Genomic DNA, 18,763 nt, shown 5'->3' with positions numbered 1-18,763 from the left:
GCCCGCATCTCAAGATGCGTTCTCTCCCGTGGTCGTGCAGCGGCGGTGATAAGCGAGTGTTGCGCCAGCGACAAGCCGCAGAACCACGCTTTTCCAAGGCAAAACGGCAGATTGTTGCGCAAGAGTCACACTGCCACGCCTACGGCCCATCGCTTCGTAAAGCCCTGCGCTTGCCCCGCGCGCGCGCTTGCGCTAGGCGGCGCGGCAATGTTGCATCGCAGCACTCCGGCGCGTCTGCGGCCCATGCCGTAGCGTCAAGGTCTGTCGCTAACTCGCCACAAACACCGCCTAACGCATCGTGCCCGGCGCGCGCTGCCCGTATTTCATGCACCGGACGCCCCGCGACCGGCTTTTTTACCGGAAGTTTCCCGAATGTCGTCTGCCCTGAGAAATATCGCGATTATCGCCCACGTTGACCACGGAAAGACCACGTTGGTTGATCAGTTGTTCCGCCAATCGGGCACCTTCCGCGAAAACCAGCGGGTCGAAGAACGCGCAATGGATTCGGGCGATCTGGAAAAGGAACGCGGGATCACGATCCTTGCCAAGTGCACCAGCGTCGAATGGCATGGCGCAGATGGCACCACCACGCGCATCAATATCGTCGACACCCCCGGTCACGCCGATTTCGGCGCCGAGGTGGAACGTATCCTCAGCATGGTGGACGGCGTGATCCTGTTGGTCGACAGTGCCGAAGGTGCGATGCCGCAGACCAAGTTCGTGACCGGCAAGGCACTGGCACTGGGTCTGCGCCCGATTGTCGTCGTCAACAAGATCGACCGTCCCGATGGCCGCCCGCAGGAAGTGCTGGACGAAGTGTTCGATCTGTTCGTCAGCCTTGATGCTGCCGACGATCAGCTCGAATTCCCGGTGCTCTATGCATCGGGCCGCGATGGCTATGCCAGCGAAGATCAGGATCGCCGCGAAGGCAGCCTGGCCCCGCTGTTCGAAAAGATCATCGAACACGTCCCCGCCCCCGGCCTCGACCCGAACGCGAAGTTCAGCTTCCTTGCCACGCTGCTTGATCGTGACAACTTCATGGGCCGCGTGATTACCGGGCGGGTGCAGTCGGGCACGATCAAGGTCAATGATCCGATCCACGCTATCGATATGGACGGCAAGGTGATCGAAGTGGGCCGCGCCACCAAGCTGATGAGCTTTGATGGGCTGGAACGCGTGCCGGTGGAAACCGCACAGGCGGGCGACATCATTGCTCTGGCGGGCCTTGAAAAGGCCACCGTGGCCAACACCATCTGCGATCCTTCGGTATCCGAACCGATCGCCGCCCAGCCGATTGATCCGCCGACGCTGGCGATGCGTTTCTCGGTCAATGACAGCCCGATGGCTGGGCGCGAAGGCACCAAGGTGACCAGCCGCATCATCCGCGACCGGTTGCTGCGCGAGGCCGAAACCAACGTCGCCATCCGCGTCACCGAATCCGAGGACAAGGACGCCTTCGAAGTCGCCGGGCGCGGCGAATTGCAGTTGGGCGTGCTGATCGAAACGATGCGCCGCGAAGGGTTCGAGCTCGGCATCAGCCGCCCGCGCGTGCTGTTCCGCGAGGAAGATGGCAAGCGCATGGAGCCATACGAAACCGTCGTCATCGACGTGGATGACGAACATTCGGGCACGGTCGTGGAAAAGATGCAGCGCCGCAAGGCAGACCTCACCGAAATGCGCCCGTCGGGCGTGGGCAAGACCCGCATCACCTTTTCCGCCCCGTCACGCGGGCTGATCGGCTATCACGGTGAATTCCTGTCCGACACGCGCGGCACCGGGATCATGAACCGCTTGTTCGAGAAATACGGCCCCTACAAGGGCTCGATCGAAGGGCGGCAGAACGGCGTGCTGATCTCGAACGGCGATGGCGAAGCCAATGCCTATGCGCTCAATATGCTCGAAGAACGCGGCGAACTGTTCGTCGCCCCGCAGATGAAGCTGTATGAAGGCATGATCATCGGCGAAAACGCCAAGCCCGACGATCTCGAAGTCAACCCGATGAAGGCCAAGCAGCTTTCCAACGTGCGATCATCGGGCAAGGACGAAGCGATCCGCCTGACCCCGCCGCGCCGGATGAGCCTGGAACAATCCATCGCCTATATCGACGACGATGAAATGGTCGAAGTGACCCCGCAATCGATCCGTCTGCGCAAGGCGATCCTCGATCCCAACGAACGCAAGAAAGCACGCCGCCGCAAGGACGGCTGATCGGCGCAGGCGGGAAAAAATCCCGGCTAGCGGTGGCCAAGCGCCCGCGCGCTTGTTACCCACCGCGCCATGAACAGTGCCACTCTCGCTTCCCTCGCCGCCTATTTCATCCTGATGCTCGCCATCGGGCTTTACGCCTGGCGCAGATCGACCGGGGATTCTGCCGGCTATCTGCTGGCAGGGCGCAACCTGCCGCCGTCGGTCGCGGCGCTGAGCGCAGGCGCATCCGATATGTCGGGATGGCTGCTGCTGGGCCTGCCCGGCGCGCTGTATGCCACCGGACTGGTCGAAGCGTGGATCGGGATTGGGCTATTCATCGGCGCGCTCGCCAATTGGGTGCTGGTTGCGCCGCGACTGCGCGAACAGACCGAGCGGATCGGCAACGCGCTCACCATCCCGCAATTCCTCGCCAACCGCTTCCCCGAACGCGGCACCGCGCTGCGGGTGACATCGGCAATCATCATCGTCGCCTTCTTCACCGTCTATACCGCAGCCGGCCTCGTCGGCGGGGGTAAGCTGTTTGAAACCGCCTTTGCCGGAATCCTCCCGAACACCGGGCTGAGCGACTATATGCTCGGCATCGTCATCACTGCCGGGATCGTGCTGGCCTACACCATGGTTGGCGGGTTTCTGGCGGTCAGCCTGACCGATTTCGTGCAGGGGTTGATCATGATGGGGGCGCTGGTCATCATGCCGCTGGTGGTGATGTTCGGCCCCGGCGGATCGGCGGGCGGGAGCCTGACCGAAGTGCCGATCGAAGGCTTTCTCGACCTCACTTACGGCCTCACCGCCATCGGCTTTATCAGCGCGGTGACATGGGGGCTGGGCTATTTCGGCCAGCCGCATATCATCGTGCGCTTCATGGCGATCAACCGGGTGGAAAACGTGCGCCGCGCGGCGGCGTTCGGGATGGGATGGATGGGCATTGCGCTGCTTGGCTCGATCGGGCTGGGCATCGCGGGGCGGGCCTATGCGGAACGCAACGGGCTGGTGGTGGACGATCCCGAAACGATCTTCATCGTGCTGGCGCAATTGCTGTTCCACCCGGCGGTAACAGGGTTTCTATACGCCGCGCTGCTGGCCGCGATCATGAGCACGATTTCATCGCAGTTGCTGGTCAGTTCGAGCTCTTTGACCGAGGATTTCTACCGCCTGTTCCTGCGCCGAAACGCCAGCGAGCGTGAGGCAGTCAATGTCTCGCGCATCGCGGTCGCACTGGTCGCCATCGCCGCGATCGTGATTGCGGCTGATCCGAACAGCCAGGTGCTGGGCCTGGTCGCCAATGCCTGGGCTGGGTTTGGCGCGGCGTTCGGCCCGCTGATCCTGCTGGCGCTGATGTGGCATGGCAAGGATGGGACGGGCAAGGATGGCACGGGCATGACCGGGGCGGGCGCAGTGGCCGGGCTGGTGACCGGCGCGGGCGTGGTGGCCGGATGGATCGCGCTGGGCTGGAACGCGCAGTTACCAGCCGCGCTGGGCGGCGGCCCCGGCCTTTACGAAATAGTCCCCGGCTTTGCCGCAGCGATGGCGGCGATCATCGTGGTGAGCAAGTTCACCCGGCCGAAACCGGGGATTACCTAAGCGCGGGGCACCTCGCGCCTTTTACCTACCCCACTTAAAACCATCACCTATCCGCATTCGTTTCCGGTCTGTTAACCATTATTGTTTAATAGTCCTTAGCTATGACAGGCACAGGCAAGATTCGCGTAACGACGCTGATTGCAGCCACGCTGGCGCTGGCGGGATGCGGCTCGTTGATCCCCGGCGGCGGCAGCGGGGCTGCGCCCGGTTCCGTCAGTACATCAGACCGCACACCTGCGGCCCGCCCGGCCACCCGCGTCAGTTCCGCCCCGCAATCCTATGTCCCGCGCCCCGAAGATGCGAGCTGCCTAGCTGATCTTGGCGCCAGCGGTGCGCGGTTCGATGCCCTGCCCGATGCCTACGCCGCGCCCGGATGCAACAAGCTGGGCACGGTGCAACTGATGGCGCTGGCGGGCGACCGTGCACCGCTGAACGTCAGCAATATCGGCGCAGTGCGCTGCGGCACCGCCAAGGCTTTCAATGACTGGGCGCGGTTTGGCGTTGACCGCGCCGCGCGCCAGATCCTTGGCAGCCCGGTCGCGCGGATCGAAACGATGGGCAGCTATTCCTGCCGCAATGTCGCCGGGACTGAACGCCGCTCCGCCCACGCCCGCGCCGAAGCGATCGACGTTTCAGGCTTTGTGCTGGCCGATGGCCGCCGGATCGTGTTGCAGCGCGACTGGGACGGCGGCGATGCGGCCACGCGCGAATTCCTGCGGGTGGTGCACAAAAGCGCGTGCAAGCGGTTTGGCACCGTGCTTGGCCCCGAATACAACGCCGCGCACAAAGACCACTTCCATCTCGAAGGCACCGGCGCGACCTTCTGCCGTTGAGCAGAGCCAAACCCCATCCGGTCGGGTTAAGCGAGAGCTGGCACGAACACCGGTCGCTGCGCCTTCCCCACTCCGCCGCGATGGCAGGCCGCAATCGGTCTATGAGCGGGCTGCGTTAAATCTGACGCAGGTCGCCCGCTCCATCCTTTGTTGTCGCATCGTAAAAAGCTGGAAACCGGTTCCCACTTTTCAGCACGATGCTCTATGCTGTCAGCTTCGGCTCCAGCTTGGCTTCCATTTTCAGCCGCACCGCTTCAGCCGCATGGCGTGCGCCCAGCTTTGTCATCATGTTGGCGCGGTGGATTTCGACCGTGCGCGGGCTGATTTCAAGTTCGCGCGCTATCGCTTTGTTGCTGCTGCCCATCGCCAGCCAATCGAGCACTTCGCGTTCGCGCGTCGACAAAGTGGAAATCCGGTCACGCGCTTCGATCATCCGGCGGCGCGCCACGCCGAATTGCTCGGCCTCTTTCTCGATACGGTCGAGGCAGCGGGTGAAACGTTCAGGATCAAACGGCAGTGCGAGATAATCAAGGGCCCCGGCCTTGATCGCTTCGACAATGCGATTGGGGCGCGGCTGCTCATCGACCGCGATCAGCGGGAGCCAGATGCCCAGCCGCCCAAGCCGATCGAGGATCATGCCGACCCCACCATCTTCGGCAGTATCGCGGGCGATGATGATGCCTTCGCGCGGCGGGTGAGCCGCCAATTCGGACAGATCGCCATACACTTCGCAATGATGGCCCAGCGCGAAGCCTATCCGGGCCAGTTCGGCACGTTGGCGGCTACAGGAATCGATGAAGTGGAGCGTGGCTTTTCGTGTCATGGGCACAGGCTTGCGGCAATCCCTTAAGGGATACACGCAGTAGCGCCGCCGATCTGGAGCATTCACCACACCGGGAAAGCATCTTACCATTGAAATTGCTTCGATATTCTCCTCCATATCGGAGTTTGATTATGGTAAAGATTCAACCCTTGTCGGCAAATTGGTAAGGTGGAAGCGAATGGAACGCGGATCGCAGCGCATTTCCCCAACCCGATGAGATCGTTTCGAAATATGGATCATCGGCGGTAATCCGGTGTTCATGGGCAGGCGCGAACCCATCCTTGTCGATCACCAGCAGATCCAGCGGCAGGCCGACCGACAGGTTCGCCTTGAGGGTGGAATCGAAACTCACCATCAGCAATTTCACCGCATCTTCAAAACTCATGTCGCGATCATAGCCGCGGATCAGGATCGGGCGGCCATATTTGGTTTCGCCAATCTGGAAAAACGGCGTGTCCCAGCTGGCTTCGATGAAATTGCCCTCGGGATAGATCATGAACAGGCGGGGCTGCATACCGGCGATCTGCCCGGCCACGATCATGGTGGCGGTAAAGCGCCCCTTGCCGCTATCTCCATTGCCGCTTTGCGCGGCTTCGATGGTGGCGCGCAGCAAGCGGCCGATTTCAGTGACGACCTGAAACATCGTCGGCCCTTTAAGCAGCGCGTTGTCACGTTCCTCCGGCGCCTTGGTGCGTTCTTCAAGCTGGCTGATCACCGCCTGCGTGGTGGCAAGGTTGCCCGCGGTCATCACCGCGATCATGCGTTCGCCCGGCACGTTCCAGTGGAACAGCTTGCGGAAGGTGGAGATGTTGTCGACGCCCGAATTGGTGCGGGTGTCGCTCATCAGCACCAGCCCCTTATCCAGCACCATGCCAACGCAATAGGTCATGCCATATCCTTTTTCAGCAGCGCGGTGCCCCTATACCGAAGCGCGCGCCTAGGCAAAGGCGGTCTATTGCGATGATTGATCTTGCTGCTGCCCCGTTGGGCGCGATTCCACTGCTACGCCCACGGTCAGCACTTCTGCGGTCGCGCCAATGCTGATCCCGGTGATCGGGGCGGCATCGCGGTAATCGCTGCCGGTCGCCACGCGGACGTAACGCGGATCGGGGCAAATGCCGTTCGACACATCGAACCCGACCCAGCCCAACCCTTCGACATGGGCTTCGGCCCAGGCGTGGGTGGCTTCCTGTTCGATCCGGTCATCCATCATCAGATAACCGCTGATATAGCGCGCCGGGATACCGGCCGCCCGCGCCGCGCCGATGAAGATATGCGCATGGTCCTGACACACGCCGTAACCATGCTGCATCGCTTCTTCGGCGGTGGTGGCCGAATGGGTGCGCCCGGCCTCGTAAGCAACGCGGTCACGGATCAGGCCCGACAATGCGTGGAGGAAATCGAGCGGCGCATCATCTATCGGCCCCGACACCTCGCGCAGCAAGGCTCGCAGCTTTGCACCCGGTCGGGTCAGCGCGGTCTGGCGCACGAAACTCCACAACGGCAGATGACCCGAATGGCGGCCGATCACCCCGGCATTATCATCCGTCTCAACCGTGCCCGCGCAGGTCACCGTCACCTCACGCGCGCCGGGGTCCAGCGCGATCAGCGTGACGTGGTTGAAATGCTGATCGTCATATTCAAGTTCGGCATGGGCGTTTTCCAGCGCCATCGACCAATCGATGATCCGCTGCCCCTGCGTTTCCTTGGGCGTCAGCCGCAACCGCTGCAATGCGTGCACCACCGGCTGCGCAAAGGCGTAATGCGTGGTGTGCCGGATCGAGAGGGTCATACTGCTCATGCGTGGAACCGGTAATCCTGTGCAATCGCGTGCGCGATGGCGGCGTTGCGGGCGAGGAAATCGATCAGAAATTCGTGCAGCCCGGCCTCGAATATCTGATCGACGGTAAGGTGGCTGATGCGGGTATCGGCATCGCGCATCAAGGCATTGCATTGCCCGTCTGCCCCATGCATCCGCGCCAGCGCGGCCAAGGTTTCGCGCAGCGCATTGCGGCAAAACGCAAGGCTGCGCGGGAATCGATCATCCAGCACCACAAATTCGACAATCCCGCGCGCTTCGATCTGCCCGGCGTTGAGCCAGCTATAGACCCGCGCGCCCGCGACCGATCGCAGCACCTGTTCCCACTGCCCGGTATCGAGGCTGGAACCCACGTAAGACAGCGATGGCAGCAGCAGGAAATACTTCATGTCGAGAATGCGCGCAGTGCTGTCTGCGCGTTCGATGAAGGTGCCGGCACGCGCAAAATGATAGCCTTCGTCGCGCAGGATCGAACCTTCGAACGCGCCGTGCACCTGCGTGCCAGCGCGCCGGATTGCGCCCAGCACCTCGCCCACAGCGGTCTGCCCGACCGGGCGGGCGAGCATGGCATCGAGCTTCATCCAGTTATCATTGACCGCTTCCCAGACATCGGAAGAAATATTGGTGCGGGCCGTGCGCGCATTGCTGCGCACCGCGCCGAACATTGCGCGGATATTGCCGGGGTTGGAGCCCCCGCGCAGCACAAAGTTCCACACTTGCAACCCGTCATAGCCATCATGCACTGCCTCATAGGCCGCTTGCAGGCCGAGCGTCGCGATCACCGATCGCCATTCCGCCTCGGCCGTGGTCAGATCGCGGGTCAGCGCCATGCGCAATGCCGCGTCGAGCAGGCGCGCGGTGTTCTCTGCCCGCTCAAGATAGCGGAACATCCAGAACAGGCTGTTGGCGGTGCGGCCTAGCATGGGGCGGGGTTGTCCTCCATGTCAGTCCTTCAGCACCCAGGTATCCTTGGTGCCGCCCCCTTGCGAGGAGTTGACCACCAGCGATCCCTTTTTCAACGCCACCCGCGTCAGCCCGCCGGGCGTAATGTCGATCCCTTCGGGCGAAACCAGCACGAAGGGGCGCAGATCAAGATGGCGCGGTGACAGGCCCTTGGCTGTGTAAATCGGGCAGGTCGACAGCGCCAATGTCGGCTGCGCGATGTAGTTATCGGGCCGCGCGATCAGCTTTTCACGGAAGGCGGCGATTTCACGCTTCGATGATGTCGGCCCGATCAGCATCCCGTATCCGCCCGATCCGTGAACTTCCTTCACCACCAGTTCGGCAAGGTTGTCGAGCACATAGGCAAGCGCATCCTTGTCCGCGCAACGCCAGGTCTGGACATTGGGCAGCAGCGGCTTTTCGCCGGTATAGAATTCGACGATTTCGGGCATGAAGCTGTAAATCGCCTTGTCATCGGCCACGCCCGTCCCCGGCGCATTGGCGATGGTGATCCCGCCCGCGCGGTACACATCCATGATCCCCGGCACGCCCAGCGCAGAATCGGGATTGAAGGTCAGCGGATCGAGGTAATCATCATCGACCCGGCGGTAGAGCACGTCGATCGGCTTGTATCCCAGCGTGGTGCGCATCTGCACCCTGCCCCCGACCACCCGCAGGTCGCTGCCTTCGACCAGTTCGGCCCCCATCTGATCGGCCAGAAAGGCGTGTTCGAAATAGGCCGAGTTATAAATCCCCGGCGTCAGCACCGCGACCGTGGGCTTACCCCCGGCAAAAGCGGGCGGCGCGCAGGCGGCCAGGCTGCGCGCGAGGCGGCGCGGATAGTTCGACACGCTTTCCACCGCGATCCGGCTGAACAGATCGGGGAACATCCCCATCATCGTTTCGCGGTTTTCGAGCATATAGGACACGCCCGAAGGCGTGCGCGCGTTGTCTTCGAGCACGAAAAACTCGTCCGGCCCGGTGCGCACCAGATCGATGCCGACAATGTGGGTGTAAATCCCGCCCGGCGGGGTGAAGCCAACCATGTTCGCCAGCCACGCATCATTGCCGCGCAGCAAGCGTTCGGGCAGACGGCCCGCGCGCACGATTTCCTGCCGATGATAGAGATCATACAGGAACGAATTGAGCGCGCGCACCCGCTGTTCGATCCCGCGCGACAGCTTGCGCCATTCGGCCGCAGTGATGATGCGCGGCACCATGTCGAACGGGATCAGGCGTTCTTCCGCCTCGTTCTCGCCATAGACATTGAAGGTGATCCCGGTGCGGCGGAAGGCGTCATCCGCCTCACGGTTTTTGCGGCGCAGGAATTCGCCGGGCTGCTCATCATACCAACGGCAGTATTCGGCATAGGCCGGCCTTGTATGGCCGCCGCCATCGAACATCTCGTCAAAATTGCCGCTGCTTGCGTGCATTGACCCCCGCTAGTTCGCCGTGTGTGCGCAAATATGTGCACTGCAGCAATGTAACCGCGGTTTCACAAAAGGAAAGCGGTTGCTTGACCACCTGCAACTTTGCTGCGCCAGCGCGGCTTAGCGGGTAATTTCAAGCTCGCTCAGCACGGCATGGATCACCTGCGGTTCATAGGTAAAGCCCATGTGGGTGCAGCGCACCGCAATCGCGCGGTCGCGCTCGCCCGGTCGGCCTGCCGCGCAGCGCGGGGCAATCGCGCCGTCATTGGCGCTCCACAAAGCGACCGTTTCCACCGGAGGCTTGACCGCCAGTTCCGCCTCGATCGGCGGCGCATCGACCGAATGGCCGGTGATGAACTGATAGGCGCGCCAGACATTATTGGCGCGCGGGCTGCCCGAAAACGGCGATCCCATGGTGATTACCTTGGCCACCGCGTGCGGCTGACGTTTGGCCAGTTCGCGCGCATAAAGCCCGCCCAGGCTCCAGCCGATCAGCACCACCTTGCGCCCGTGGCGCGCGTGCAGATCGAGCAGCCGCGCCTCCAACAATTCAAATCGCTGTTGATCCGGCCCCCAGTTGCGGCCCTGCCCCCAGCGTTTGGCAACATGGCCCGCCGCCTCAAGCTGCCGCGCGAGATAGCGCATCCGGCCCGGGCGCGTGCCAAAACCGGGCAGAATCATCGCCGTCTGCGGGTTGGCGCTGGGCGCGATTTCCAGTGTGCGGCGGGGGCGGCGCAGCGGTTCGAGCAGGATGTCAGCCTCTGCCAGCATCCGTACCAGCCGGGGCTTGCCCGCTTCGTGTTCTTCAGGGATGACTTCACGCGCCAGCGCCACGCGCCGTGCAAAGGCGCTGGCCGCATAGGCCTGCCGCGCGCCAGCCCCGGCCGCAACGGCGGCTGCCATCCACGGGCCGGGCAGGCGAGGCATTTCAGGAACGGAGCGCAACGGAGCCATATGCGCCTCTAAGCCACGCAGCGGATGAACCTTCGCTGAAATGTCACAATTCATCCGCGCCGACCCTGCAAAATTGCGCATCCGGCCAGCCTCGCGGCCCTTCACAACCGCCGCGCGACGCCGCATATGGCGATGCATGGCCGAACTCGTGATCCGCAGGGGGTTGGACGAGCCCGACACGGGCGCGGACTTCACCCCCCACCGCCCTGCCCGCCCCGACAAGTCGATGGGCGGCATCCCGTTCAAACTGGTGTCCGAATACGAACCCGCAGGCGATCAACCGACCGCGATTGCCGAATTGACGCAAAGCGCGCTGGCGGGCGAGAAAACGCAGGTGCTGCTGGGCGTGACCGGATCGGGCAAGACCTTCACCATGGCCAAGGTGATCGAAACGCTGCAACGCCCCGCATTGATCCTTGCGCCCAACAAAATCCTCGCCGCGCAGTTATATGGCGAATTCAAAAGCTTCTTTCCCGAAAACGCGGTCGAATATTTCGTTTCCTACTACGATTATTACCAGCCCGAAGCCTACGTGCCGCGGTCTGACACCTATATCGAGAAGGAATCCTCGGTAAACGAAGCGATCGACCGGATGCGCCATTCGGCCACCCGTAGCTTGCTCGAACGCGATGACGTGATCATCGTTGCCTCGGTATCGTGCCTCTATGGCATCGGCTCGGTCGAAACTTACTCAGCGATGATTTTCGACATCAAGGCGGGCGAAACGGTCGATCAGCGCGAATTGATCCGCAAGCTGGTGGCGCTGCAATACAAGCGCAACGACGCGGCGTTCACGCGCGGCACCTTCCGCGTGCGCGGCGACAACCTCGAAGTCTTCCCGTCGCACTATGAAGACATGGCGTGGCGCATCAGTTTCTTCGGCGACGAGATCGAGGATATTGCCGAGTTTGACCCGTTGACCGGCAGCAAGGGCGCGAGCCTTGAGAAGGTGCGGGTCTATGCCAATTCGCACTACGTCACACCGGGGCCGACGATGAAGCAGGCCGCCGCCGCGATCAAATTCGAGCTGGAAGAACGGCTCAAAGAACTGGAGGCCGAAGGCAAACTGCTCGAACGCCAGCGGCTGGAACAGCGCACGCATTTCGATCTGGAAATGATCGCGGCGACAGGAAGCTGCGCGGGGATCGAGAATTACAGCCGCTTCCTCACCGGGCGGCTCCCCGGTGAACCCCCGCCAACCTTGTTCGAATATCTGCCTGAAAACGCGCTGCTATTCGTCGATGAAAGTCACCAGACCGTGCCGCAGATCGGCGCGATGGCGAAGGGCGATCATCGCCGCAAGCTGACGCTGGCCGAATATGGCTTCCGCCTGCCATCCTGCATCGACAACCGCCCCTTGCGCTTCAACGAATGGGACGCGATGCGTCCGCAAACCTTTGCCGTCTCCGCCACGCCGGGGCATTGGGAAATGGAGCAGACCGGCGGGGTGTTCGCCGAACAGGTGATCCGCCCCACCGGGTTGATCGATCCGCCGGTGGAAATCCGCCCGGTCGAAGATCAGGTGCAGGATTGCATCGTCGAATGCAAAGCCACCGCAGCCAAGGGTTATCGCACGCTCGTCACTACCCTGACCAAGCGTATGGCCGAAGACCTCACCGAATTCATGCACGAGGCGGGCGTGCGGGTGCGCTATATGCACTCGGACGTCGAAACGCTCGAACGCATCGAGCTGATCCGTGACCTCAGGCTCGGCGTTTATGACGTGCTGATCGGGATCAACCTGCTGCGCGAAGGGCTGGACATCCCCGAATGCGGGCTGGTGGCGATCCTTGACGCGGACAAGGAAGGGTTTTTGCGCAGCGAGACGAGCCTGATCCAGACCATCGGCCGCGCCGCGCGCAATGTCGATGGCCGGGTGATCCTCTATGCCGACCGCGTGACCGGCAGCATGGAGCGGGCGCTGGCAGAGACTGACCGGCGCCGTTCCAAGCAGGAAGAGTTCAACAAGGAACACGGCATCACGCCGCTGTCGATCAAGCGCAACATCCACGACATCGTCGCGCATACGGCGGCGCAGGATAGCGTGCTGGTGGATACCGGCGATGATGCGCGCAACAACCTCGTCGGCCACAACCTGCGCAGCTACATCGAAGACCTCGAAAAACGGATGCGCGACGCGGCGGCGAACCTTGAATTCGAAGAAGCAGGCCGGTTGCGCGACGAAATCCGGCGGCTGGAAGCGGACGAGTTGGGGATTCCGGACGGCGAGAAGCGCGCTCCGATTGTGGGTCGGAGCAACGAGGGGAAACCGGGGACGCGCAAGACGCGGTATGGGAAGGTGCGGGCGAAGTGGAGGGGCGGGAAGGCTTGAGATGGGACGACACCCACCAATTCCAGAGGCTATAGACAGCGATTTTTTTAAAGGAGTGACGCCACTATGGCGTCCGCCGGCCACAGCTGCGATCCCGGAAAGATATCACGAAGCTGTCCTTGAACTTGCAAAGTGGGCGGGGCCTGATTGGTCTCAAAATAATGAAACTGATTTTTTCCTGATCCGCAACTTGACGGTCAGGTCATGTGAGGCTTGGAGGACGTACGATTGGGACTACGACAGCAAGGTCATTGCACGTCGCAAGAACGATCGGAAGCTTCTGAAGGCCCCCAAAAAGCTTAGCCATCCGCTTCGACAAATTATTGGTGGAAACCGCCTCATTCGCTTCAAAATCCACTTCACACGGATTTTTCTTGCTTCGTTGGGGGTTTCTTTGCCCAAGGGGACGACGAACGCGCAAACCATCGACGCCTTCGACGAAGCCCTCTCCTACTTAACAGGAGCCATTGAAGCTGGAGACAATCTATCGGCCCGTTTTGGCGCAATCGAATACGATGCTATTCCCGCAGCTACACCGAAGATTTCAGTAGCTGTCGCACTTTGCCTTGCGGATCAGATCACCTTCTTTCGCAGAGACGGTTACCAAAAAGGAACTCTGGACAATCCGCATAAGCCAAACCTTTCACCAGATCTCCCATGGAAAGCAATCTCTTGTTTCTCTGCTGCCGCAGTTGATGACTCTGATGAAACCATCTCAGAATTTAATGTGCAGTCGAGAGTGGAGAGCCTTGCAATGTCAGCAATCCGCGTTTGGTGGTGTCCCCCGCAATCGGTCAATCGGCCTCGCTAATACCATGATTGGGTTGATTCATTCGGTCGCAAGCGTGTGATAAAGCGCGGCGATCATCCAACGGTTGAAGAAAAATGACCCAACTCGAAAAACTCTACACGCGCCTCGTCCAGTCCCGCGCCGCCATGCGATTCGCCGATTTCGAGCGCATCCTCACGGCCTTTGGGTTTGAGCTTGACCGCATCAACGGAAGCCACCACATCTACAAGCACGCGGCTGTTCCGCGTCGCCTCAGCATTCAGCCGCGTGGCGGCCAAGCGAAGCCCTACCAAATCGACCAGTTTCTTGATATGGTCGAAGAGTTCGGCCTTGAAATGAGCAAGTGATGAATCACCGCTACCATATTAATGTGTTCTGGTCTCAGCGTGACGAATGCTGGGTCGCGGACGTGCCTGATCTGAAATCATGCTCCGCCTTTGGTGATACCCCCGAAGAAGCAATCGCAGAGGCGCGATTGGCCGTCGATGCTTGGCTGGAATCGGCGCGCGCTGGGAACCTTACGATCCCGAAAGCGCGTTACCGTCCAGCGATTTATGCCGCTGCGTGATCTGTGCCGCTCAAGACATACGTTTTTGACCACGCCAACTACCTCGAGACGGAGGAAGATATCCTCTATTATCTCGAGGCGGCGATGGAGGGGAATGACCCCAAACATATCGCCCGCGCATTGGGCGATGTTGCGCGCTCCAAAGGCATGAGCGAGATCGCCAAGAAATCCGGTCTCGGACGGCAGGCGCTCTATCGGGCGTTGTCGGAAGACGGCAATCCGACGTTGGAAACGCTCCTCGGCGTGCTTGACGCGTTGGGGTTGCAGTTGACTGTGCAACCCCGCGCCGCCTGATCACCCGCGCACTTGAACCGCGCGGCCAAGCCTGCCACTCCTTGCGGCCATGAAACATTCGCTTCCCTTGCGCCTCGCCGCGCTCACGCTCGCCGCTGTTGCCCTGCCCGCCGCTGCGCAGGATGCGCCTGCCGCCAAATCTGAGGCTGCCACGCCCGCCGCGCCGGTCGCGCAAATCAAAACCCGCGATCTTTCGGGCACCTTCGGCGGGCAGCGCGTTGCCTATCGCGCGACCATTGCCGACACGATCCTGACCAGCGATGACGGCAAACCCGAAGCGGTGATCGTCACCACGTCCTACGCCAAAACCCCCGCTGACCCATCGCGCCCGGTGTTCTTTATCTACAACGGCGGGCCGGGTTCGGGATCGGTGTGGTTGCAGATGGGCGCGTTCGGGCCAAAGCGGGTGGCGATCCCGTCTGACGCGCGCGATGATGGCGCGCCGCCCTATCCGCTGCTCGATAACCCTGACAGCCTGCTCGATGTTGCCGATCTGGTGTTCATCGATCCGCCGGGCACGGGGTTCAGCTATCTGACCGAGGGCACCGATCCCAAGAAATATTACGGGTTGAAACAGGATGGCCGCGCGGTGGCTGAGGTGATCCGCCGCTGGCTCAATGATAATGGCCGCTGGAACAGCCCCAAATATATCGGCGGGGAAAGCTATGGCACCAGCCGCACCGCGATGGTGGTGGATGAATTGGAAGGCGGCACCTTCAATGATGTCGGCCTCAACGGATTGATCCTGATCTCCACCATCCTCGATTTTGCCGGGCGGGAACCGACACCGGGCAACGAAATGGCCTATATCGTCACCCTGCCCAGCATGGCGACGGCGGCTTATTTCCATGGCAAGGTGCAGGCGCCATCAGCCGCAGCCATCGCCGAAGAAGCGCGCCAGTTCGCCATCGGCCCGTTCGCCAGCGCGCTGCTGAAAGGGCAGGATCTGCCCGCCGACGAACGCGCCGCCGTGCGCCGCGAACTCGCGCGGCTCACCGGGCTGTCCGAAACCTATCTGGAACAGGCAAACCTGCGCGTCACCGATCAGCGGTTCTACAAGGAACTGCTGCGCGACCGGGGGCAGACCATCGGACGGCTGGATTCGCGCTATACCGGCGTGGATTACGACAGTGCCGGAGAACGCCCCGATAATGACCCCAGCTTTTACGGGATTGATGCCGGCTACACCGCCGCGATCAATGTCTGGGCGCGTGAGAGCCTCGGCTATCAGACGGCCCGCGAATACCAGTCGATCGGGCGTGAACCGGGGCGGCATTGGGATTGGAGCCTTGGCGGTCAGGGGCGTGAGGCCTATTTGAATGTCGCCCCGCTGATCGGGCGGGCGATGCGGCAGAACAGCGGGTTGCGCCTGTTCAACGCGCAGGGCTGGTATGATTTCGCCACGCCGTTTTTTGGCGCGGAATATTCGCTGAAACGCACCGGGATTCCGCAGGATCGGATCACCTGGGCTTACTATGATGCGGGGCACATGATGTATATTCGCGATGAAGACCGCGCGAAGCTGTCTGCCGATATCCGCTCCTTTATCCGGGCGCGGTGATGGGGGTGCGCACACCTGCCTTGGCCGCCGCGCTGATCGCTGCGCTGGCACTGCCCGCGTGCAAGCCGCCGCCGACCGATGCGGCGGTGGCGCGCGCGGCGATCATGCCAGATGCGGGTGGGCCATCCACCCCGCTGCCCTCCCCCGATACCACGGATGCGGTATGGGCGCAGAGCGGTGGCCCGCTGCGGCTGGTTTACGGCGCTCCGGGTGAGCCGGTGCTGCTGGCGATTGAATGCATCGGAGCCGAAACGCCCGCTGCTGCCACGCTCAGGATCACCCGCCATGCCCCGGCTGATAGCGGCGCGGGGGCGCTGCTGGCGCTGATCGGCAACGGCCGGATCGGGCGCTTCCCCGTCGATGCGACACCGCGCGGGGACAGGCTGATGTGGCAGGGCGATGTGCCCGCAAGCGCGCCCGGATGGGACGCCTTCAAAGGCCCGCGTGAAGCCACCGCCACCGTTCCCGGCGCGGGGCTGGTGCGGCTTAATCCGAGCCCGCTGCCGCTGGCGCTGGTGGAGGTGTGCCGGGGGATTGGTCGGCCAGATCAATCAGCAGATCCTGCGTAAACACCTGCGGCAATTGCTGCGGCGCTGAGGCGCCCGGTGCATACCACAGGTACAGCGGCACGCCCGCCACGCCCTGCTCGGTCAGGAAGGCGGTGATCGCTTCGTCGCGCACTGTCCAATCGCCCACCATCGTCACCACGCCCGCTGCGGCAAAGGCATCGCGCACCGCCTCGCGTTCGATCGCGACGCTTTCATTGACCTTGCAGGTGACGCACCAATCGGCGGTGAACCACACGAACACCGGCTTACCGCTGGCGCGCGCTTCGGAGAGCGCCGCGCGGCGGAAGGCGGCGGGGTTGTGGATGCTTGCTGCCACCTCCTTGCCCTTCACCGCGTAGGTCGATGGCAGGGCAATCGCGGCCACCACCAGGAACGGCGCGGCGATCAGGCCGAATGCGGGCCATGCCATCTTGCCGCTGCGCTGGAGCCGCCCGACCACCGACAGCGCGATCATCACGCCCAGCACCAGCAACAGCGCGATCAGCGCGAATGGTCGCCCGCCAACCTGCGCGGTCAGCCACACCAGCGCCAGCGCGGTCAGCCCCATCGGGATCGCCATGATCCGGCGGAACCGCTCCATCCACGGCCCCGGCCTCGGCAGCATCCGCCGCAGTGCGGGAATAAAGCCGAGCGCCAGAAACGGCAGTGCCAGCCCCAGCCCCAGCAATGCGAACAGCAGCAAGGCTTGCGGCACGGGCAGCATCAGCGCCGCGCCCAGTGCCGCCGCCATGAACGGGCCGGTGCAGGGGGTGGCGACGAAAGCGGCGAGCAACCCGGTGGCAAATGCGCCCGATGGCTGACCCCCGCTGGTGATGGGCAATGCGGGCAGTTCAAACACCCCGGCAAAGTTCGCGGTGATCACCGCCGCCAGAACCAACAGCGCCACCACCACGCCCGGTTCCTGCAATTGAAACGCCCAGCCCACCTGCTCACCCGCCGCGCGCAAGGCCAGCATCACCGCGCCCAAGGCAAGGCTCGCGATCACCACGCCTGCGGTATAGGCCAGCCCCTCGGCGCGCGCGTGCGCCTCACTGCCACCTGCACGCACGAGGCTCAGCGCCTTGAGGCTCAGGATCGGGAACACGCAGGGCATGATGTTGAGCAGCAGGCCGCCCGCCAGCGCGCCCAGCACCAGCGTCCACAGTGGCGGGATCAGCGCGCCCTGCGGCCCGGCGACCAGATCGCCCCCGTTCGGCACGTCGCCGGGGATCGCGCCAAATTCCACCCCCGCGCCCGCATCAAACGCCAGAATCCCGCCGACCGCGCTCGGCGTATCGGGGCGGTAGTCGGCCAGCGGAATCTCCACCGTCAGCACATCGCCCGCACGGCGGAAGGTCTGCGGGGCGGCGTAATCGACCAGATTGGCGTTGCTGATGAACACGTGCGGATCGTTGAGCGTCACGCTGGCGGGCAAGGGGATCGCCAGTCGCAAGGCGCTGCGCGTGATCGCGAAATCCGCCGCGGCGCTAAGCGGCGGCGTCACCTGCGCCCGCCAGCGCGCGAAATCACCGCCTTGGCGCGCGTCGAGCAGCGCATCCTGCGGCACGCAAATCTTGTCGGTGCAGGCGAGGTATTCGACATGACCGGTGATGCGCGGCAGCGCGCCAACACCCGCGCCCGGCGGCACAATTACCGGCACCAGAACGGCGTAAGTGCCTTCATAAATGTGATTCATCAGCCCGCTGATGGTCAGCCGCTGCGGCACCGGATAGCGCGCCTCACCCACCTGCCAGCCTGCGGGCAGATCAAGAGTCAGCTTCATCCCCTGCCCCGCATCACCGGGGTTGGACCAATATCCGTGCCATTCGTGCGCGCTGGGCGTGAAACGCAGCGCCAGCATCCATTCCCTGCCCGCCTCAGGCGCGCCATCGGCAAACAACGTCACCGCGATATTCTGATCGCCATAGAGCGCCCGGCGCTCCGGTTCCTGCGCATGGGCCGCCGCGGCCAGCATTACACTTGCGATCAGTGCAAGCCAGCATGCAGCGAATTGACGGACCAAAAGCGGGAAGGTTCTTGCGCGGGACACAGCCAACCCTCTAGGCTGCGCGCGCAATCT

At 62.8% G+C, this 18,763-nt stretch carries 17 protein-coding genes; 10 read left to right on the top strand and 7 right to left on the bottom strand.

Annotated elements, in window-relative coordinates; all coding sequences use genetic code 11:
- Positions 1 to 372: 372 nt before the first annotated feature.
- From typA to ACSSV3_RS06460, 3 genes are all read left to right on the top strand, one after another.
- A complete protein-coding gene (typA, locus tag ACSSV3_RS06470; RefSeq protein ID WP_354323110.1) occupies positions 373 to 2,208 on the top strand; it encodes a translational GTPase TypA in 1,836 nt (611 codons plus the stop codon).
- Between the two features lie 69 nt (positions 2,209 to 2,277).
- Positions 2,278 to 3,789 carry a sodium/proline symporter PutP gene (putP, locus tag ACSSV3_RS06465; RefSeq protein WP_354323109.1) on the top strand — a complete coding sequence of 504 codons (1,512 nt, stop codon included), beginning with the start codon at positions 2,278 to 2,280 and terminating at the stop codon, positions 3,787 to 3,789.
- A gap of 101 nt (positions 3,790 to 3,890) precedes the next feature.
- Complete coding sequence (locus ACSSV3_RS06460; protein ID WP_354323107.1) at positions 3,891 to 4,622, top strand: extensin-like domain-containing protein; 732 nt, start codon at positions 3,891 to 3,893, stop codon at positions 4,620 to 4,622.
- A 202-nt stretch (positions 4,623 to 4,824) separates the two neighbouring features.
- Here ACSSV3_RS06460 and ACSSV3_RS06455 read toward each other — a convergent pair whose 3' ends face one another.
- The 6 genes from ACSSV3_RS06455 to ACSSV3_RS06430 all read right to left on the bottom strand — a co-directional run bounded on the left by ACSSV3_RS06455 (position 4,825) and on the right by ACSSV3_RS06430 (position 10,563).
- Positions 4,825 to 5,445 (bottom strand): response regulator transcription factor, encoded by a 621-nt coding sequence (locus ACSSV3_RS06455; protein WP_354323105.1) that lies wholly within the window; start codon positions 5,443 to 5,445, stop codon positions 4,825 to 4,827.
- 142 nt (positions 5,446 to 5,587) lie between these two features.
- A complete protein-coding gene (locus ACSSV3_RS06450) occupies positions 5,588 to 6,334 on the bottom strand; it encodes a proteasome-type protease (protein ID WP_354323104.1) in 747 nt (248 codons plus the stop codon).
- Positions 6,335 to 6,397: 63 nt separating this feature from the next.
- Positions 6,398 to 7,237, bottom strand: a complete 840-nt coding sequence (locus tag ACSSV3_RS06445) for a transglutaminase family protein (RefSeq protein WP_454184780.1) — start codon at positions 7,235 to 7,237, stop codon at positions 6,398 to 6,400.
- Positions 7,238 to 7,242: 5 nt separating this feature from the next.
- Positions 7,243 to 8,187 carry an alpha-E domain-containing protein gene (locus ACSSV3_RS06440; protein ID WP_354323101.1) on the bottom strand — a complete coding sequence of 315 codons (945 nt, stop codon included), beginning with the start codon at positions 8,185 to 8,187 and terminating at the stop codon, positions 7,243 to 7,245.
- A 21-nt stretch (positions 8,188 to 8,208) separates the two neighbouring features.
- Positions 8,209 to 9,639, bottom strand: coding sequence for a circularly permuted type 2 ATP-grasp protein (locus ACSSV3_RS06435; RefSeq protein WP_354323099.1), 1,431 nt, complete (start codon positions 9,637 to 9,639; stop codon positions 8,209 to 8,211).
- A gap of 117 nt (positions 9,640 to 9,756) precedes the next feature.
- The gene (locus tag ACSSV3_RS06430) at positions 9,757 to 10,563 is read right to left on the bottom strand and encodes an esterase/lipase family protein (protein ID WP_354323097.1); all 807 of its coding nucleotides are present in this window, start codon (positions 10,561 to 10,563) and stop codon (positions 9,757 to 9,759) included.
- A 163-nt stretch (positions 10,564 to 10,726) separates the two neighbouring features.
- Between ACSSV3_RS06430 and uvrB the strand changes: the two genes are divergently transcribed.
- From uvrB to ACSSV3_RS06395, 7 genes are all read left to right on the top strand, one after another.
- A complete protein-coding gene (uvrB, locus tag ACSSV3_RS06425) occupies positions 10,727 to 12,922 on the top strand; it encodes an excinuclease ABC subunit UvrB (protein WP_354323096.1) in 2,196 nt (731 codons plus the stop codon).
- Between the two features lies 1 nt (position 12,923).
- Positions 12,924 to 13,733, top strand: a complete 810-nt coding sequence (locus ACSSV3_RS06420; protein WP_354323095.1) for a hypothetical protein — start codon at positions 12,924 to 12,926, stop codon at positions 13,731 to 13,733.
- A gap of 74 nt (positions 13,734 to 13,807) precedes the next feature.
- Positions 13,808 to 14,059 (top strand): type II toxin-antitoxin system HicA family toxin, encoded by a 252-nt coding sequence (locus ACSSV3_RS06415; RefSeq protein WP_354323093.1) that lies wholly within the window; start codon positions 13,808 to 13,810, stop codon positions 14,057 to 14,059.
- Complete coding sequence (locus ACSSV3_RS06410; RefSeq protein ID WP_354323091.1) at positions 14,059 to 14,280, top strand: type II toxin-antitoxin system HicB family antitoxin; 222 nt, start codon at positions 14,059 to 14,061, stop codon at positions 14,278 to 14,280. Before ACSSV3_RS06415 ends, ACSSV3_RS06410 begins: the two co-directional genes overlap by 1 nt.
- Positions 14,281 to 14,283: 3 nt before the next feature.
- A complete protein-coding gene (locus ACSSV3_RS06405) occupies positions 14,284 to 14,574 on the top strand; it encodes an addiction module antidote protein (RefSeq protein WP_354323089.1) in 291 nt (96 codons plus the stop codon).
- A 49-nt stretch (positions 14,575 to 14,623) separates the two neighbouring features.
- Positions 14,624 to 16,135, top strand: a complete 1,512-nt coding sequence (locus ACSSV3_RS06400; RefSeq protein WP_354323087.1) for a S10 family peptidase — start codon at positions 14,624 to 14,626, stop codon at positions 16,133 to 16,135.
- Positions 16,135 to 16,704, top strand: coding sequence for a hypothetical protein (locus ACSSV3_RS06395; RefSeq protein ID WP_354323085.1), 570 nt, complete (start codon positions 16,135 to 16,137; stop codon positions 16,702 to 16,704). The genes ACSSV3_RS06400 and ACSSV3_RS06395 overlap by 1 nt, the downstream gene beginning before the upstream one ends.
- Here the strand turns inward: ACSSV3_RS06395 and ACSSV3_RS06390 are convergent.
- Positions 16,622 to 18,658: a protein-disulfide reductase DsbD family protein gene (locus ACSSV3_RS06390; protein ID WP_354323083.1), complete on the bottom strand. Its 2,037-nt coding sequence runs from the start codon at positions 18,656 to 18,658 to the stop codon at positions 16,622 to 16,624. The genes ACSSV3_RS06395 and ACSSV3_RS06390 overlap by 83 nt on opposite strands.
- Positions 18,659 to 18,763 lie beyond the last annotated feature (105 nt).

The organism is Porphyrobacter sp. MBR-49 (genome assembly GCF_053628655.1).
This window is presented reverse-complemented; position numbering and strand designations above follow the sequence as displayed.

What these genes read in the sequence shown, in the direction of transcription:
- ACSSV3_RS06430 (WP_354323097.1), bottom strand. Translation starts at nt 10,563, where the DNA reads ATGCCTCGCCTGCCCGGCCCGTGGATGGCAGCCGCCGTTGCGGCCGGG.
- ACSSV3_RS06435 (WP_354323099.1), bottom strand. Translation starts at nt 9,639, where the DNA reads ATGCACGCAAGCAGCGGCAATTTTGACGAGATGTTCGATGGCGGCGGC.
- ACSSV3_RS06455 (WP_354323105.1), bottom strand. Translation starts at nt 5,445, where the DNA reads ATGACACGAAAAGCCACGCTCCACTTCATCGATTCCTGTAGCCGCCAA.
- ACSSV3_RS06400 (WP_354323087.1), top strand. Translation starts at nt 14,624, where the DNA reads ATGAAACATTCGCTTCCCTTGCGCCTCGCCGCGCTCACGCTCGCCGCT.
- putP (WP_354323109.1), top strand. Translation starts at nt 2,278, where the DNA reads ATGAACAGTGCCACTCTCGCTTCCCTCGCCGCCTATTTCATCCTGATG.
- ACSSV3_RS06420 (WP_354323095.1), top strand. Translation starts at nt 12,924, where the DNA reads ATGGGACGACACCCACCAATTCCAGAGGCTATAGACAGCGATTTTTTT.
- typA (WP_354323110.1), top strand. Translation starts at nt 373, where the DNA reads ATGTCGTCTGCCCTGAGAAATATCGCGATTATCGCCCACGTTGACCAC.
- uvrB (WP_354323096.1), top strand. Translation starts at nt 10,727, where the DNA reads ATGGCCGAACTCGTGATCCGCAGGGGGTTGGACGAGCCCGACACGGGC.
- ACSSV3_RS06390 (WP_354323083.1), bottom strand. Translation starts at nt 18,658, where the DNA reads ATGCTGGCCGCGGCGGCCCATGCGCAGGAACCGGAGCGCCGGGCGCTC.
- ACSSV3_RS06450 (WP_354323104.1), bottom strand. Translation starts at nt 6,334, where the DNA reads ATGACCTATTGCGTTGGCATGGTGCTGGATAAGGGGCTGGTGCTGATG.
- ACSSV3_RS06415 (WP_354323093.1), top strand. Translation starts at nt 13,808, where the DNA reads ATGACCCAACTCGAAAAACTCTACACGCGCCTCGTCCAGTCCCGCGCC.
- ACSSV3_RS06395 (WP_354323085.1), top strand. Translation starts at nt 16,135, where the DNA reads ATGGGGGTGCGCACACCTGCCTTGGCCGCCGCGCTGATCGCTGCGCTG.
- ACSSV3_RS06445 (WP_454184780.1), bottom strand. Translation starts at nt 7,237, where the DNA reads ATGACCCTCTCGATCCGGCACACCACGCATTACGCCTTTGCGCAGCCG.
- ACSSV3_RS06460 (WP_354323107.1), top strand. Translation starts at nt 3,891, where the DNA reads ATGACAGGCACAGGCAAGATTCGCGTAACGACGCTGATTGCAGCCACG.
- ACSSV3_RS06440 (WP_354323101.1), bottom strand. Translation starts at nt 8,187, where the DNA reads ATGCTAGGCCGCACCGCCAACAGCCTGTTCTGGATGTTCCGCTATCTT.
- ACSSV3_RS06410 (WP_354323091.1), top strand. Translation starts at nt 14,059, where the DNA reads ATGAATCACCGCTACCATATTAATGTGTTCTGGTCTCAGCGTGACGAA.